Here is a 15,598-nt window from a genome sequence, read left to right as displayed (position 1 = left end):
GGGCGGCGGGGAGCTTTACACATGCCAGGTAGGATGTGTGACGTTAGTTACTGGGGGAGAATAATATTCTCTAGCTCCGCCGGTGCGGCGGCGTGGTGCACCGCGCCGTCGGCGACATAGTCCGCGACGGTAGCCGGGGCGAAGCTGTCGCCGCAGACGACGATGGTCTCGTCGCAGATGAGCAGGAGCCGGGCCGCGGCGGCAAGCTCGAAGAGGAGCGGAAGGTCAGCGCGCGACCACTGCCAAGCAGTGGCGTAAAAACTCACGCCGTAGGGGTACGAGGTTTNGTGGCTGTGGGGTCGCGCTGCCGGCGGACATCGTGGACCGGACCCTCGCGTTTGCAGACGAGCAGTACGCGGAGGCGACGAGTTCCATGCATCGCGATATTGAGGCAGGACTGCCCAATGAGCTCGACGCGCAGATTGGCGCCGTGCGGCGCATGGCGGCAAGCGTCGAGGTGGGCACGCCGTTGCTTGACTACACGCAGGCTGTGCTGGAGGCGCGCTTCTAGCCTGCGTCGCCGTAGCGGGCACGGCCGATGGTGTAGACGCCAAAGCACACGAGCCCGATGGCGGTAATGATAAGCAGGACCTGGTCGAAGGGCTGGGCACCGATGGTGTGGAGGGCGGCATCGAGGCCGCCGGCCTTCTCTGGGGCGTGGGAGGCCGCGACCCAGATGACGAGCGCGCCCGAGTTGGAGGCCTCCTCGCTGTAGCCGCCCCGGGAGATGCGGAAGGCGAGCCAGCCGATGAGGACGAAGACGGCGCCGAGGACGACGAAGCCGACGCTCGTCATCCGGTTGAGCGCCTGAGATTGCTGCGCGCGGATTCGGCAGCGTTGCGGGCGGTGTTGCGTGGAGAGCTCGTAGGTTCACCCTAGGGGCGCAGGCACTAGTGCGTACGCGAAACCCACGCGGAGCCCTGTGCGAACGGGGCCCGGCGGGGGTGAGAGGTGCGGCGTTTAGCAGTCGAAGTACATCTCGAACTCTTGCGGGGTGGGGCGCATGCGGTTCGGGGTGATTTCGTTGTCGTACTTGTACTGGATGTAGGTGTCGATGAGGTCTTCGGTGAAGACGTCGCCTTCGGTGAGGAAGTCCGAGTCGTTGCGCAGAGCCTCAAGGGAGGCCTCGAGGGAGGTCGGGGCCTGCGGGATGGATGCGGCCTCTGCCGGCGGCAGCTCGTAGAGGTCCTTGTCGACCGGAGCGTGCGGCTCGATGCGGTTCTTGATGCCGTCCAGGCCAGCCATCATCATGGCAGCGAAGCCGAAGTACGGGTTGCCGGACGGGTCCGGAGCGCGGAACTCGATGCGCTTGGCCTTCGGGTTGGAGCCGGTGATCGGGATGCGGACCGCGGCGGAGCGGTTGCGCTGGGAGTAGACGAGGTTGATGGGGGCCTCGAAGCCCGGCACCAGACGGTGGTAGGAGTTGAGCGTCGGGTTGGTGAAGGCGAGGACGGCACCGGCGTGGTGGAGGATGCCGCCGATGTAGTAGCGGGCCAGGTCGGACAGTCCGCCGTAACCAGCCTCGTCATAGAACAGCGGGGAGCCGTCCTTCCACAGGGACATGTGGGCGTGCATGCCGGAGCCGTTGTCGCCAGCGAGCGGCTTGGGCATGAAGGTGGCGGTCTTGCCGAACTCAGCCGCGGTGTTCTTGATGATGTACTTGAAGGTCTGGATATCGTCCGCCGCGTGGAGCAGGGAGTTGAAGCGATAGTTGATCTCGTTCTGGCCGCCGCCCACCTCGTGGTGGAAGCGCTCGAGCGCGAAGCCGGCCTCCTGCAGGTTCTCCACCATGGCGTCGCGGACCTCGACGTGCTTGTCGTAGGGCGCCGTCGGGAAATAGCCGCCCTTCATGCGCGTCTTGTAGCCGATGTTCGGCGTGCCGTCGAAGTTGGTGTCCGCACCGCGGTTCCACCAACCCTCGTCCGTGTCGACCTCGTAGAAGGCGTGGTTGACGTCGGCCGTGTAGCGGACGGAGTCGAAGAGGTAGAACTCGGCCTCGGCACCGAAGAAGCAGGTGTCTGCGATGCCGGTGGAGGTGAGGTACTCCTCAGCCTTGCGCGCGACATTGCGCGGGTCGCGGGAGAACGGCTCGTGGGTGAACGGATCGTGGACGAAGAACTTGATGTTGAGGGTCTTCGCAGAGCGGAACGTATCGAGCACGGCGGTGGCCGGGTCGGGCATGAGCGTCATGTCAGACTCGTCGATGGAGGTGAATCCGCGGATAGAGGAACCGTCGAAGGCGAGGCCTTCTGCGGCGGCTTCCTCGGTGAATTCGGACGCGGGGATGCTGAAGTGGTGTTCGGTGCCCGGAACGTCGGTGAATCGAATGTCGACGAACTTGACGTCTTCGTCCTCGATAAACTTCACAACGTCATGGATCGACTCGAAAGCCATGGTGTCTCCTCTAATTTCGGTCGCTTAACAGGGCTGGCTTCAATATTATGCAATTGCGGGTAGTGACGGGCNGCCGGAGAAAGATGCCATCGCGCGAGAGGCTTGCCAGGACGTGGCGGGCTGCTGCGGGGTGGGGAAGGGCGGCATCGGCAAGCGGGGCAAACGTTAAGGTAGAAGCCATGAAGATCATGATTTTAGGCGCCGGGGCCGTGGGAGGCTACTACGGCGGGAAATTGCAGCAGGCCGGACACGAGGTGGGATTCATCGCGCGCGGGGCGACACTGGAGGCGTTGCGCGAGCGCGGGCTGGACCTCGGCGGGAAGGTCGTGGCGCCGTCCTGGGCGGCGGAGAGCGCGGCCGAGCTCGTGCAGGCGATGGGGACGCCGGAGGTGATTATCGTGGCGTCCAAGGCGCTGCCGGGGAACGCGACGTTTGGCGACCTTCCGCAGGTCGACGAGCTGGCCGGAGTGCCGGTGGTGACGACGCATAATTCGGTGGAGACGCATTATGAGGCCGCGCGGCTCTTTGGTGATGAGCGGGTCTTTGCCGCGGTGATTCGCGCGTACCTCACGCGCACGGGGCCGGCGGAGATTCGTCTGAACCCTGGGCCGCTGTCGCTGAATTTCGGGCCGCTGCCGGGGGTGCGCGCGCCGGAGCTCGACGCCGTGGGGCGTTTCCATGCAGCGCTGCATGCGGCGGGGATTGACTCGGAGTATTTCCCGGACGGGGAGATCATGGTCGACGTGTGGTCGAAGGCGATGTTTGTCGCGACGACGGGTGCGCTCGGCGCGCTGGCGGGCCGGCCCATGGGTGTGCTGNAACACTCACCCGGTTTGGGGGACTGGCGCGCCGCTTTGGCGCCCACCGTGGGCCTGCGTATCTTAGACATCATGGCTGAGAAGAAGACGTGGCTCGATGGCCCCAGCATCCCCGGCGAGAATGATTATGAGACCCCTGGCCGGTGGCCGGGGGAGAAGCTCGGTCTCCCGGAGCGCGGTGCGGGTGCCCTGGCGCCCGTGTCCCGCCGCGCGGGTGCGGTCCTTATCGATTGGCTGCTGTGCTACGCCGCGGCGGCGATCGTGGGCTACTTCGTCCCGCTCTTCGGCGGCGTGGCGTTGCTCACGTACGTGTTGTGGATCGTGCTGGGCATTCTCGGTGGGTGGCTTTTCGCCCGTACACCTGGCATGGCGTTGCGCGGCATGGGCGTCGCGCGTCTTGATGCCCCCGGCGAACGCGTCGGCGTCTGGCGCGCCGCCGTGCGCACGCTGCTTACCGCCTTCATCTTCCCCGCGGCCCTCGTGGACATGGACGGCCGCGGCATGCACGACCGCGCGACCGGCACCGTGGTCATCTACGCCTAGGGATAAGCGATGACAGAGCTGTGGGACATCGTGGACAACGACCGTCAGCACACGGGCGTGCGGGTGGAACGCCAGCTGGGCTTGCCCGATGGCCAGCTACACCAGGTCGTCCACCTATGTCTCTTTGACGTGCGCGGCCGCATGCTCATCCAGCGGCGCGTCGACACGAAGTCCACGTGGCCGGGCATGTGGGATGTCACGGTGGGCGGTTCCGTTATCGCGGGGGAGACGAGCGCACAAGGCATCGCGCGGGAGGTGCGCGAGGAACTCGGCCTGGAGCTGGAGTTCACCCGTCCGGCGTTCACGTTTAACTTTGCGTACGGCTTCGATGACTTTTATGTGGTGCGCGCGGATATCGACGAGCGCACACTGGCCGTGCCTAACGCGGAGGTCGCCGAGGTCGCATGGGCGAGCTTCGCCGACATCCAAGCACTGAAGGCGCGCGGGGAGTTCATCAACTACCGCGACAGCGCGCTGGCCCTGGCCTTCGACTTTGTTGGCGAGAACGGCGTGCGCAGCGATATCTTTGACGGCCGTCCTAGGCCGTAATAAACACGAAAAACGTTCAACCCCTTGCCGCCGCGATTTCCATCGCAGCGACAAGGGGTGAACGTGTCATTGCTTGTTGGAAAGCAACAGTCCGGTCCCCACCTCTCTGTTCCTCCTTAAGAACGCTCACGTGTCACGGTGTGCGCTCTCGCCGCCCCGGTGTAACGCGAAAAGTCGTTAATTCTAGGCGTAGGAAAACGAGAAAATCCGCAATAAAAATTGCGGATTCTCACGTCGGGCCAAAAGGCTACTTGTGCTTGCGCTCAGCGGCGCGGCGCATGCGGCGGTTCATGCCGGCCATGTTCTGCGCCTGGTGGGGCATAGGCCCCTTGGGCAGGCCCGGTTGGGCGCCTGGCATGGCGTCCATGGCCTCGATGCGGCGGATATTGGTCTGCGTCTCGTTCTTATTGAAGTTACGCGGCAGGCGGATGATGTGGTTGCGCAGCTTGGACACGGGGACCTCGTCCTCGCCGGACCCCACGTAGACCTCGTAGATAGGAACGCCGGCGGCCATCTTGTCAATGCGCTTCTTCAGCTGCGCCATGGACGGCTTGAGGCGGTTCTTGTTTCCCTCAGCGACGAGGATGACACCCGGGTTACCGATGACGCGGTGGATAAGGTCCTGCTGGCGTGTAGCAGCGATGCCCGGCTTGACGGACCACACGAGACCCACGGAGTTCTTCAGCTGCTGCTCGAGTGCCCAGCCCGCGACGCCGGGCTGGTCCTCGACCTTGCGGTACATGTCGCGCTCGACGCGGCGGGTAAATAGCCACATGGCGAGCACGAAGCCGACGCCCAAGCCCAGGATGAGCATGAACCACTCGCCACCCCAGAGCATGCCGATGAGGAAGAAGACCAGCGCGACGCCCAGGATGGACGCGAGCATGATGGGCACGAGCGCCTTGTCCTGCTTGCGCTGCATCTGGAAGACCTGCCACATTTGCTGGCGGGTCTGCTTGCGCTGGGCACGCTTGTTGGCGCGCTCTTCCTTTTTGGCGGCGCGCAGTGCCGCCTTGTCATCACCTTTAGCCATGGCTCCTACTTTAAATGGTTGTATGTCAAAAACGCGAAATAACGCCGCCCTTCGCCACAATTGGCGGAAGGCGGCGCTAGGGACAAGCGATTAGCGGATGGTCGCGGAGACCGTCTCGAGCTTGGCCGGGGTTTTCACCATGCGGGTCGTCACGGGCGTCTCGACGGACGGGCCGTACTTCTCGAGCAGAGTGGAGGCTTCCTGGGCGGTAGCGCCCTCGGAGGTCTCGGCGAGATGCGCGAGGTGGGGCGGCAGCTCGCGGCCGCGGGCCTCCATCGCCTGGACGTAGAGACGGCCAGCGCGGTAGGAAGAACGCACGAGCGGGCCGGACATAACGCCGCCGAAGCCGAGCTCCTTGGCATACTCGGCGTGCTCGACGAACTCCTCCGGGCGCACCCAGCGCTCGATGGGGTGGTAGCGCGGGCCAGGGCGCAGGTACTGCGTAATCGTGATGATGTCGCAGCCGGCGGAGTGCAGGTCGCGCAGGGCTTCCTGAATTTCCTCGGGCGTCTCGCCCATGCCGAGGATGAGGTTGGACTTCGTGATGAGGCCGAAGTCGCGGGCCTGACGGATGACGTCGAGGGAACGCTCGTAACGGAAGGCCGGGCGGATGCGCTTGAAGATGCGCGGGACGGTCTCTACGTTGTGGGCGAAGACCTCCGGCTGTGCGGAGAAGACTTCTTCGAGCAGGTCCGGCTTGCCGGAGAAGTCCGGGGTGAGATTCTCCACGCCGGTGTTCGGGTTGAGCTCGTGGATTTTGCGCACGACCTCGGCGTAGAGCCAGGCGCCCTCGTCGGGCAGGTCGTCGCGGGTGACGCCGGTGATGGTTGAGTAGTTCAGCTGCATGTTGCGAACTTCTTCGGCCACGCGCAGCGGCTCCTCGCGGTCGAGCGGCTCGGGCTTGCCGGACTTGATGTCGCAGAAATCGCAACGGCGCGTACAGGAGTCGCCGCCGATGAGGAACGTGGCCTCGCGGGATTCCCAGCACTCGTGGATATTGGGGCAGCCGGCTTCCTGGCACACGGTGTGCAGGGAGGCGCCCTTCACCTTGTTTTTGATGTCCTCATAGCCAGGACCGGTTCGGACTTGGTTACGGATCCAGCGCGGCTTCTGCTCAATCGGGGTCTCGGAATTCTTGGCCTCGATGCGCAGCAGCCTGCGTCCTTCATGCTTAACACTCACGGTCTACACCCTACGCTGAAAGTCGATGTTCTCTAAAGCCCGCGGGGCCGCGGGTTCCCCCATCGCAACGACGCGGTCAAGGGGGCTATTCCTCTTTTATTCGTGCGCTGCGCGAGCCTTGCGGCGCGCCTCGGCGGCCTGCTTGCCGGGGTCCGGCGCGGAGGCAAAGGTGTGGTCTGCGACGATGAGCCGGCCCGCGAGCGCGTCGTCGAGCGCGCGCAACAGCGGCACCTCGGCCTCCTCCAGCGTGACGTCGCGGCCCAGCTCCAGGGAGAGTGTCGTGACGTCAGCGTCGTCGATGCCGCACGCCACGATGTGACCGTANAACGAAGTCGCCTTCCTTCTTGGCGAAGGCGCGGGCCATGCCCGCCTCGACCGGCGTGATGTCGCGGGAGAGCTCGTTGCCGTAGAGCGGCATGCCGGCCTCCAATCGCAGCGAATCGCGGGCGGCGAGGCCGCAGGGCTTGATGCCGTATTCCTCGCCGGCCTTGAGCAGCTCGTTCCACAGCGCCGGGGCGTCCGAATTGTAGACGATGAGCTCGAAGCCGTCCTCGCCGGTGTAGCCGGTGCGGCAGATAAAGGCGTAAATGCGGGCGACCTTACCGGTCATCGCCGCGTAATACGGCAACTCGTAGACGGCCTCCTGCTTGTTGTCCTCGACGAGCGGGATGAGGATCTCCGCGGCCTTGGGGCCCTGGATGGCGATCATGGCGACGTCGCGGGACTCCGACTTGAGGTCCACGTCAAAGCCGTCTGCGCGCTCGTTGAGAGCCTCCCAGACGACGTCGACGTTCGACGCGTTGGGAACGACGAGGAACTTCGTCTCGCCCAGGCGGTAGGTGATGAGGTCGTCGAGGATGCCGCCGTCTTCGGCGACGATCATCGAGTACTTCGCCTTGCCCACAGGGAGCGTGGTGAAGTCCGAGATAAACGCGTAGGAGAGGAACTCCGCGGCGCGGTCGCCGTTGACCCAGATTTCGCCCATGTGGGAGAGGTCAAAGAGGCCGGCGGCTTCGCGGACGGCGCGGTGCTCCTCGAGCTCGCTGCCGTACTTGAGCGGCATGTTCCACGGGCCAAACGCGGTAAAGGACGCGCCGAGCTTCTCGTGCTCGGCGTGGAGCGGGGAGTGCAGCAGTTCAGACATGGTTTCCTCTCTTACTTCTCGTCGGTGTTCGTGTCGGCGCCAGCCGACACGTCGAAGGCCTCGGGCGGCGGGCAGGCGCACACGAGGTTGCGGTCGCCGTAGGCCTCGTCGATGCGGCGCACCGGCGGGAAGTACTTCGTGCGGCGCAGGCTGGACACCGGGTAGGCGGCCTGGGCGCGGCTGAACTTAAACTCCCACTCGTCGGCGGCGACCGTCGCAGCGGTAAACGGCGCGTTGTGGATGACGGAGTCCTCATAGGCGATCGTGCCGTCGATGATCTCCTGGATCTCCGCGCGGATGGTGAGCATCGCCTCGATGAAGCGGTCGAGCTCGCCCTGGTTCTCGGACTCGGTGGGCTCCACCATGAGCGTGCCCGCAACCGGGAAGGCCAGCGTCGGGGCGTGGAAGCCGAAGTCGACGAGGCGCTTGGCGACGTCTGCGGCGGTGACGCCGGAGGCAGAGGTCAAGTCACGCAGGTCGAGAATGCACTCGTGGGCAACGAGGCCCGCGTTGCCCGTGTAGAGGATGGGGAACGCGTCGTGGAGGCGCGAGGCCAGGTAGTTCGCGCCCAGGATGGCGTGCGCGGAGGCCTGCTCGAGACCCTTCGCGCCGATCATGGCGAGGTACGACCAGGAAATTGGCAGGACGCCGGCGGAACCGAACTCGGTGGAGATCAGCGGCACGCCGTGGCCGACCTCGGTGGGCACGGTCGGGTCGATGGCCGGGTCGTTGGCGTTGGTCGGCAGGAACGGCACGAGGTGTTCCGCGACCGCGACCGGACCGACGCCCGGGCCGCCGCCACCGTGGGGGATGGTGAACGTCTTGTGCAGGTTCAGGTGGCTGACGTCGCCGCCGAACTCGCCCGGCTTGGCCCAGCCGGCGAGCGCGTTGAGGTTCGCGCCGTCGATGTAGACCTGTCCGCCGGCCGCGTGCACCTTGTCGCACACGTCGCGGACCTCCGGGTCGAAGACGCCGTGGGTGGACGGGTAGGTGATCATGATGCCAGCGATGTGCTCGCCGTGCTGCTCGATCTTTGCGTCGAGATCGGCGAGGTCGATGGCGCCGTCGTCCGCGGTCTTGACCACGACGACGCGCAGGTTGGCCAGCGTTGCCGAGGCTGCGTTCGTACCGTGCGCCGAGGACGGGATGAGGATAACGTCGCGGCCGTGATCGCCGTTGGCGACGTGGTAGCGGCGGATGGCGAGCAGGCCGGCGAGCTCGCCTTGGGAACCCGCGTTGGGCTGCAGCGAGACCTTGGCGTAGCCGGTGATCTCAGCCAGCCAATCCTCGAGCTCGTGGATGAGCTGATGCCAGCCCTTCGTCGTCTCCGCGGGGGCGTACGGGTGGATGCCCGCGAACTCCGGCCAGGAAATCGGCTCCATGGCGGCGGTGGGGTTGAGCTTCATCGTGCACGAGCCCAGCGGGATCATCGTGCGGTCGAGCGCCAGGTCCTTGTCCGCGAGCTCGCGCAGGTAGCGCAGCATCTGGGTCTCGGAGTGGATGGAGCTGAAGATCGGGTGGGTGAGCGCCGGGGTAACGCGCTTGAGCGCCTCGGGCAGGCGCGAACCCTGCGCCGGGGCTACCTCGTCAACGCCGAACGCGGCGGCGAGCGTCTCCACGTCGGCCGCGGTGGCGGACTCACCGAAGGAGACGGACACCTTGTCCGCGCCGATGGCGCGCACGAGGTAACCCTGCTCCTGCAAGGCGGACTTGATGGCGGCGGCATCGACGCCCGTGACGGTGACGGTGTCGAAGAACTGCGCGGAGACGATTTCCTTGCCAGCCTTGACCAGCGAGGTTGCAAAGGAGTCCGCGAGGTCGTGGATGCGCGTCGCGATGGCACGCAGGCCCACCGGGCCATGGTAGACGGCGTACATGGACGCCACGTTGGCGAGCAGCGCCTGCGCCGTACAGATGTTGGAGGTCGCGCGCTCGCGGCGGATGTGCTGCTCTCGGGTCTGCAGCGCGAGGCGGTACGCCGGCTGGCCGTCCGCGTCGACGGACACGCCCACGAGGCGGCCCGGCAGCTGACGCTTGAGCTTGTCGGTGACAGCCATGTAGGCGGCGTGCGGGCCGCCGAAGAACATCGGCACGCCGAAGCGCTGGGTGGAGCCCACCGCGATGTCCGCGCCGAAGGAACCGGGGCCCTCCAGCAAAAGCAAGGAGAGCGGATCCGCGTCGACGGTCGCCAGGGCGCCGCGGGTGTGTGCCTCCTCGATGATGGCGCGCGGGTCGAGGATGTCGCCCTCGGTGCCGGTGTAGGCGAGGACGACGCCCACGATGTCCTCGCCGACCAAGCCCTCACGCAGGTCCACGATCTCGACCTCGAGCTCGATGGCGCGGGCACGCTCGGCGGCCACGGCGAGCACCTGCGGGTGCATACGGGCGTCGAGGACCACGCGGCGGCCCTTCTTCACAGCGCGCGACATAAGGCCCACGGCCTCGGCGACCGCGGTGGCTTCGTCGAGCAGCGACGCATTCGCGATGGACAGTCCCGTGATTTCCTCGATGAGCGTCTGGAAGTTGAGCAGCGCCTCGAGGCGGCCCTGGGAAATCTCCGGCTGATACGGCGTGTACGCGGGGTACCAGCCAGCATCTTCGAGCAGCCCGCGGCGAATGACCGCCGGAGTGAGCGTGTCAGAAAAGCCCTGGCCGTAGAAGGACTTCAGAACCGTATTGTGCGAGGCGTATTCGCGCAGCTTCGCCTGCGCCTCGTCTTCAGACAGGGGCTCCGGCAGCTGGGGGCCGCCAGCGGCGCGGATCGCGGCGGGAAGGGCAGCGTCAACAAGCGCTTCAACGCTGTCGTATCCCACCTGAGCAAGCATGGTGGCCTGCTCCTTGGCATCTGGCCCGAGGTGACGGGAGATGAATTCCATGAATATATGACTCCTTTGGGGTGTGGAGGCCTGTAAAGACGCACTCAGTATATTGCGAAGTACGCCACTATTTCGCGGCTTTACCCCTACTGCTCACCCACACGAGCGCGAGTGTTGCGAGCGCCACCGCCGTGCCCACCACAAAACTGGTGGCATGGCCCACGCGCGGCGCCAGAAGCGAGAGCAGAAAGGGGGCAAAGAAGCCCAGATAGGTGAGTGCGTAATACACCCCCGTCGCCGCGCCCAGCTCCGCCGCCGGGGCGACCTCTTGGGTCTTCGCGAGCCCTACGACCATGAGGATTCCGTAGGCTGCGCCGAGCACCAAGCTCGCCACCGGCAGCAACCAGACGACCCATGCATGGTCCCGGTTCGCCGCGATGACCGCGCCGACCACCATCCCCACTGCCGCGAGCCCCAAGCCTGCCGATGCCCCCAAGCCCAACGCCCAGCGCTGCACCACCGCGCCCGTGCCCATGGTGAGCATGGCGAGCAGCCCGGCTGCCGCGATGGGGTGGGCGAGGTGCCCCATGACCAGTCCCGGCAAGTATGCGAAGGACGTGGTGACCACGCCGAATACCCACGGCGCGAAGACGGCGACAGGCACGAACTCCCGGGTGAGCAGGCTGAGCGGCGGGTGTGCCTTGCCTGCCTGTGGGCGCGGGCCTTCCGGTGCGGTCCACGCGAGCGGCAGTATGAGCAGTGCGAGTACGAGGTGGGGGACATAGGGCGCCAGCGTGGGCCACGTCGTGAATTGTGCGAGCAGTCCCGCCAATGCTGGCGCGAGCGCGAATCCGAGTGTGAGCGCCAACGAGGAACGCTTAGCTCCAATGGCGACGGTGGCGGAAAGCTCCTTGACCCACGAGGCGCCCGCGGACATGACGAGCCCCACCGCCACGCCGATGATGAGCCTGCCCGCGAGCAGCGCTAGGAACGAGCCATGGAGGCCGGTGAGGAGAATGAGCGAGCCAAGCGCCGTCGCGAGGAGCGCAGGGCGCAGCACCGCGCGGCGCCCCCGCACGTCCGAGACCGGTCCACCGATAAAGAGCGCGCCGATGAGCCCCACGGCGTAGACGCCATAGAGGAACGTCGTGTGGGTTTCCGTGAGCGCCGTGTGCTGGCGGTAGGTGAGCACCATTGGCGCAAAAAGGTTTGCGCCAAACGCGACGACGAACATGCCCAGGACGACGCGGACCCACACCTCATTCTTCATACCGACACAGTCTAGTGTCCTGAATCACTCAATGCGGGGCGTTGTGGCCCGGAGATTGTGCGCGAAAAATCCCTCCAGCACATATAGCGGCCATGCGGCAGCGGGCCGGCATGCCTTATATGTGCTGAATGGATGTGGCGCGGTGAGCTCTATCCGCAAAACGCCCGCACCCCGCGACGCAAGTGCGCAGCGGGGTGCGGGAGGGAAGCGGTCCTTAGAGGTTGAGGTCAGCCTCGAAGTCTGCGGTTTCCAGACGGTCCTTGATGGTGGTCACGAAGCGACCAGCATCGGCACCGTCGACGACCTGGTGGTCGTACGTGAACGGCAGGTAGCACATCTGGCGGATGGCGATGGCGTCCTGGCCGTTCTCGTTGACGACGACCGCGCGCTTGGTGATAGCGGCGGTGCCCAGGATGCCAGCCTGCGGCGGCACGAGGATCGGGGTGTCGAGCAGCGCGCCCTCAGAGCCGATGTTCGTCACGGTGAAGGTAGCACCGGTGAGGTCGTTCGGCTTGAGCTTGTTGTTGCGTGCCTTGTCAGCGAGCTCCGCAATCTGCTGCGCGATCTCCGGCAGGGTGAGGTCCTGTGCCTTGTGGATAACCGGGGTGAGCAGACCGCGCGGGGTGTCGACGGCGATAGCGACGTTGACGTCCGCGTGGTAGGTCATTTCCTTCGTCTTCGAGTCGTAGGACGCGTTGACGTTCGGGTGGGAGACCAGAGCCTCGACCGTAGCCTTGACGATGAACGGCAGGAAGGACAGGTTCGCGGAGTACTTGTCGATGAAGGCCTGCTTGGACTTCTTGCGCAAGTCCCACACGGCGGTCATGTCGACCTCCTGGACGTGGGTGAGCTGTGCGGAAATCTGCAGCGCCTCGACCATCTTCGCAGCGGTGATCTCGCGGATGCGGTTGACCTTCTGCGTGGTGCCGATGAGCTCCTGCTTGGCCGGATCCACGGACTTGGTGGACCAGCGTGCGCGTGGGTCAGCGGAACCAGACTGTGCCTGTGCTGCCGGTGCGTCGCCCTCGCCAGCCGCGGCCAGGACATCCTGCTTGCGGATGCGACCGCCGACGCCGGTGCCGGTGACGGTGTTGAGGTCCACGCCATGCTTGTCAGCGAGCTTGCGGACGAGCGGGGTGACGTACGGGAGGTTGTCGCCGTTGTTGACCTTGGTGGAGGTGGAAGCGGCAGCCGGCTCGGACTTCGGAGCTTCCTTTTTCTCTTCCTTCGGCTCCGGCTTCTTCTCCTCGGTCTTTTCTTGAGCCTTGGGTTCTTCCTTGGCTTCGGACTTTTCGGCCGGGGCGGCGTTTTCGTCGCCGATGCGGGCGATGACGGCGCCGACCTCGATGGTGTCGTCTTCGTCAGCGAGGATTTCGACGAGGGTGCCGGCGACCGGGGACGGGATTTCGGTGTCGACCTTGTCGGTGGAGACCTCGAGCAGCGGCTCGTCGACCTCGACGGTGTCGCCGACGGACTTGAGCCACTGGGTGATGGTGCCCTCGGTGACGGACTCGCCGAGTTCCGGCATCTCGACGTCGGAGGCAGCGCCGGTGGAGCCGGAGGAAGCCGGTGCGGACTTCTCTTCCTTTTCTTCAGCCTTGGGCTCTTCCTTCTCCGCGGCCTTGTCCTCAGCAGCGGGTGCGGACTCTTCAGCGTCCGCGGACTCGCCTTCTTCACCGATGATGGCGATAACGGAGCCAACCTCAACGGTGTCGTCTTCTTCGGCCTTGATCTCAAGGATCGTGCCCGCGACCGGCGAGGGGATTTCAGTGTCAACCTTGTCGGTGGACACCTCGAGCAACGGCTCGTCGACCTCGACGGTGTCGCCCACGGACTTCAGCCACTGGGTAATAGTGCCTTCAGTTACGGATTCGCCCAGTTCGGGCATCACAACGGACTGCGCCATGAGTTATTTGACTCCTCGAAAGTTGGATAATGATAAATCTGATGCCCAATCCTACCGCGACGCGCGACTTCGCGTGTGTATCTGGTCCTATCTCTTTGCCCCCTTTAGGGCGGGGCACACCGCGCGCCGCCGGTCATGGTGACGTGACCACGATGCGTGTTCGCTCACGGCGTTGCGTTGCTGCGCGCTCAGATGCCGTGGGGTGAGGTGGCGCGGGTAGGATAGGCCACTATGTTCAATATCTTCCGTCGCAACAGCTCGCGCTCCCAGCTGCGCCCGCCGCGCGGGCCGGGGGAGACGATCCGGCAGGCGGATGCCCAGGCGCTCAGCGAGTGGGTGGCAGGCCGCGCCTTCGTCGAAGCGTTCATTGAGCCGGAGACGGTGGTCAACGAGATGTCCGTGGTTGTCGTGGATGAAAACGGTGACTACATTCGGCGGTTTATCGGCGGCCCAAAGGGCATCGACGCGGTGGCGAAGCTGCTGGGCTGCCCCGTGTACGACGTGGAAGAGACCGGCTATCCGCAGCGCATGCGCGACCGCATGGAACGCGAACGGCTGCTGCGCAAGCGCGAGGAACAGCGCTTGCGGCGTGAGCGCTTCGAGCGAGGCCAGAACCCGGATACGGGCGAAGCCGTGCATCGCCCCGACGACGCCGACGACGCGGAGTAATTGCACAACGGGGAACGGCGCCTGCCCCCGGTGAGGGACAGGCGCCGTTGGCGTGGACGGGGAGCTCCGCGCTGAGCGAGTGCTACTTTTTGTCGGCGAGCTCAGCGAGCGCGGCGATGACGGTGCGGACCGGGGTGCCGGTGGCGCGCTTAGTGGTGTAACCGTACGGCGAGCCGCCGTTCCAGGAAGGGCCTGCGACGTCGATGTGGACCCACTCGATGTCCTCGCCGACGAAGCGCTGGAGGTAGGTGCCGGCGAATTCCATGCCGCCCTCGCGCTTCGTGTGGATATTGCGGATATCGGCGACCGGAGACTTGATGGCCTCCTCGTGCTCCTCGAGCAGCGGCATGGCCCAGGCCTTCTCGCCGACCTCGCGGCCGATCTCGGCGACGCGGTCGCGGAAGTCCTCGGAGCCCATGACGCCGGCAGTGCGCTCGCCGAGGGCGACGATCTGGGCGCCGGTGAGCGTGGCGGTTTCGATGAGGTAATCCGGCTTGTCCTCGCTGGCGCGCGCGATGGCGTCGGAGAGGACGAGCCGGCCCTCGGCGTCCGTGTTGAGGACCTCGGAGGTAATGCCGCCGTAGTGCGTGATGACGTCGCCGGGGCGCGTGGCGTTGCCGCCAGGCATGTTCTCTGCGAGCGGCAAGGTGGCGGTGACGTTGACGTTCAAGCCCAGCTTGGCGGCGGCGAAGACCGCGGCGGCCATGGACGCGGAGCCACCCATGTCAGAAATCATGTCCCACATGCCGGCACCCGGCTTGAGCGAGATGCCGCCGGTGTCGAAGGTGATGCCCTTGCCTACGAGCGCGACGTCGCGGGTGGCGCCGGACGGACGGTAGGACAGGCGGACGAGACGCGGTGGGCGGGCGGAGCCGCGGCCCACGGCGAGGATGCCGCCGAAGCCCTGCTCTTCGAGCGCGGACTCGTCGAGCACTTCGACCTCGACGCCACCGGCTGGGCCCTCGGTGGAGCGGGCGGTCTCGGCGAGGTAGTTCGCGTAGGACTCCGGGTAGAGCAGGTTAGACGGGGTGTTGACGAGGTTGCGGGCAAAGATCGTGGCCTCGGCGGTAAGACGTGCGCGCTCGAAGTCGGTCGCGGCGGTCTCGTCGGAGGAGACGAAGACGACGGTGGCAGGGCGCTGGGGATCCTCGAGCTCCGAGGAACGCAGGCCGCGGTGGACGTAGCCGCCCAGGGCGATGCCCTCGACAGCGGCGCCGAGCGCGAAGTCGCCGAGAGTCGTGGCGACGGTGCCCACGCCCGCGAGCGCGCGAGCG

The 15,598-nt window shown here is 65.8% G+C and carries 12 protein-coding genes and 4 pseudogenes; 5 read left to right on the top strand and 11 right to left on the bottom strand.

Going from position 1 to position 15,598, the window contains the following annotated elements; genetic code table 11:
- Positions 1 to 47: 47 nt before the first annotated feature.
- Positions 48 to 266 carry a hypothetical protein gene (locus BN9444_RS11280; RefSeq protein WP_068801938.1) on the bottom strand — a complete coding sequence of 73 codons (219 nt, stop codon included), beginning with the start codon at positions 264 to 266 and terminating at the stop codon, positions 48 to 50.
- Positions 267 to 295: 29 nt separating this feature from the next.
- On the opposite strand from BN9444_RS11280, the pseudogene BN9444_RS11275 reads away from it, so the two are divergent.
- A pseudogene (locus BN9444_RS11275) lies at positions 296 to 511 on the top strand (ketopantoate reductase C-terminal domain-containing protein); the annotation flags it as partial.
- On the opposite strand, the gene BN9444_RS11270 reads toward BN9444_RS11275, so the two are convergent.
- The gene (locus BN9444_RS11270) at positions 508 to 795 is read right to left on the bottom strand and encodes a DUF1206 domain-containing protein (RefSeq protein WP_066510484.1); all 288 of its coding nucleotides are present in this window, start codon (positions 793 to 795) and stop codon (positions 508 to 510) included. The pseudogene BN9444_RS11275 and the gene BN9444_RS11270 overlap by 4 nt on opposite strands.
- Positions 796 to 960: 165 nt before the next feature.
- The gene (gene glnA, locus BN9444_RS11265) at positions 961 to 2,394 is read right to left on the bottom strand and encodes a type I glutamate--ammonia ligase (RefSeq protein ID WP_066488562.1); all 1,434 of its coding nucleotides are present in this window, start codon (positions 2,392 to 2,394) and stop codon (positions 961 to 963) included.
- A 47-nt stretch (positions 2,395 to 2,441) separates the two neighbouring features.
- On the opposite strand from glnA, the pseudogene BN9444_RS15225 reads away from it, so the two are divergent.
- The 3 genes and pseudogenes from BN9444_RS15225 to BN9444_RS11255 all read left to right on the top strand — a co-directional run.
- Positions 2,442 to 3,020: pseudogene (locus tag BN9444_RS15225) on the top strand (2-dehydropantoate 2-reductase N-terminal domain-containing protein); the annotation flags it as partial.
- A gap of 264 nt (positions 3,021 to 3,284) precedes the next feature.
- Positions 3,285 to 3,755, top strand: a complete 471-nt coding sequence (locus BN9444_RS11260; protein ID WP_068802204.1) for an RDD family protein — start codon at positions 3,285 to 3,287, stop codon at positions 3,753 to 3,755.
- 9 nt (positions 3,756 to 3,764) lie between these two features.
- Positions 3,765 to 4,304 (top strand): NUDIX hydrolase, encoded by a 540-nt coding sequence (locus tag BN9444_RS11255; protein WP_066488568.1) that lies wholly within the window; start codon positions 3,765 to 3,767, stop codon positions 4,302 to 4,304.
- 247 nt (positions 4,305 to 4,551) lie between these two features.
- Here the strand turns inward: BN9444_RS11255 and BN9444_RS11250 are convergent, their stop codons facing one another.
- The 7 genes and pseudogenes from BN9444_RS11250 to sucB form a co-directional block, all read right to left on the bottom strand.
- Positions 4,552 to 5,337 (bottom strand): DUF4191 domain-containing protein, encoded by a 786-nt coding sequence (locus BN9444_RS11250; protein WP_066488573.1) that lies wholly within the window; start codon positions 5,335 to 5,337, stop codon positions 4,552 to 4,554.
- A 90-nt stretch (positions 5,338 to 5,427) separates the two neighbouring features.
- Positions 5,428 to 6,519, bottom strand: a complete 1,092-nt coding sequence (gene lipA / locus BN9444_RS11245; RefSeq protein WP_199872863.1) for a lipoyl synthase — start codon at positions 6,517 to 6,519, stop codon at positions 5,428 to 5,430.
- Between the two features lie 96 nt (positions 6,520 to 6,615).
- A pseudogene (locus BN9444_RS11240) lies at positions 6,616 to 6,843 on the bottom strand (lipoyl(octanoyl) transferase LipB); the annotation flags it as partial.
- A gap of 1 nt (position 6,844) precedes the next feature.
- Positions 6,845 to 7,663 (bottom strand): annotated as a pseudogene (gene gcvT / locus BN9444_RS11235) (glycine cleavage system aminomethyltransferase GcvT); the annotation flags it as partial.
- 11 nt (positions 7,664 to 7,674) lie between these two features.
- Positions 7,675 to 10,539 (bottom strand): aminomethyl-transferring glycine dehydrogenase, encoded by a 2,865-nt coding sequence (gene gcvP / locus BN9444_RS11230; protein ID WP_068801935.1) that lies wholly within the window; start codon positions 10,537 to 10,539, stop codon positions 7,675 to 7,677.
- A gap of 67 nt (positions 10,540 to 10,606) precedes the next feature.
- Complete coding sequence (locus BN9444_RS11225) at positions 10,607 to 11,749, bottom strand: MFS transporter (RefSeq protein WP_066488593.1); 1,143 nt, start codon at positions 11,747 to 11,749, stop codon at positions 10,607 to 10,609.
- 214 nt (positions 11,750 to 11,963) lie between these two features.
- Positions 11,964 to 13,655, bottom strand: a complete 1,692-nt coding sequence (gene sucB, locus BN9444_RS11220; RefSeq protein ID WP_068801934.1) for a 2-oxoglutarate dehydrogenase, E2 component, dihydrolipoamide succinyltransferase — start codon at positions 13,653 to 13,655, stop codon at positions 11,964 to 11,966.
- A 231-nt stretch (positions 13,656 to 13,886) separates the two neighbouring features.
- On the opposite strand from sucB, the gene BN9444_RS11215 reads away from it, so the two are divergent.
- Positions 13,887 to 14,324 (top strand): oxidoreductase, encoded by a 438-nt coding sequence (locus BN9444_RS11215; RefSeq protein WP_068801933.1) that lies wholly within the window; start codon positions 13,887 to 13,889, stop codon positions 14,322 to 14,324.
- Between the two features lie 82 nt (positions 14,325 to 14,406).
- On the opposite strand, the gene BN9444_RS11210 is transcribed toward BN9444_RS11215, so the two are convergent.
- On the bottom strand, positions 14,407 to 15,598 hold a 1,192-nt coding region (locus BN9444_RS11210; RefSeq protein ID WP_068801932.1), incomplete at its 5' end, for a leucyl aminopeptidase.

Origin of the sequence: Corynebacterium phoceense, assembly GCF_900092335.1 — a bacterium.
In the GTDB taxonomy this organism is placed as follows: domain Bacteria; phylum Actinomycetota; class Actinomycetes; order Mycobacteriales; family Mycobacteriaceae; genus Corynebacterium; species Corynebacterium phoceense.
This window is presented reverse-complemented; position numbering and strand designations above follow the sequence as displayed.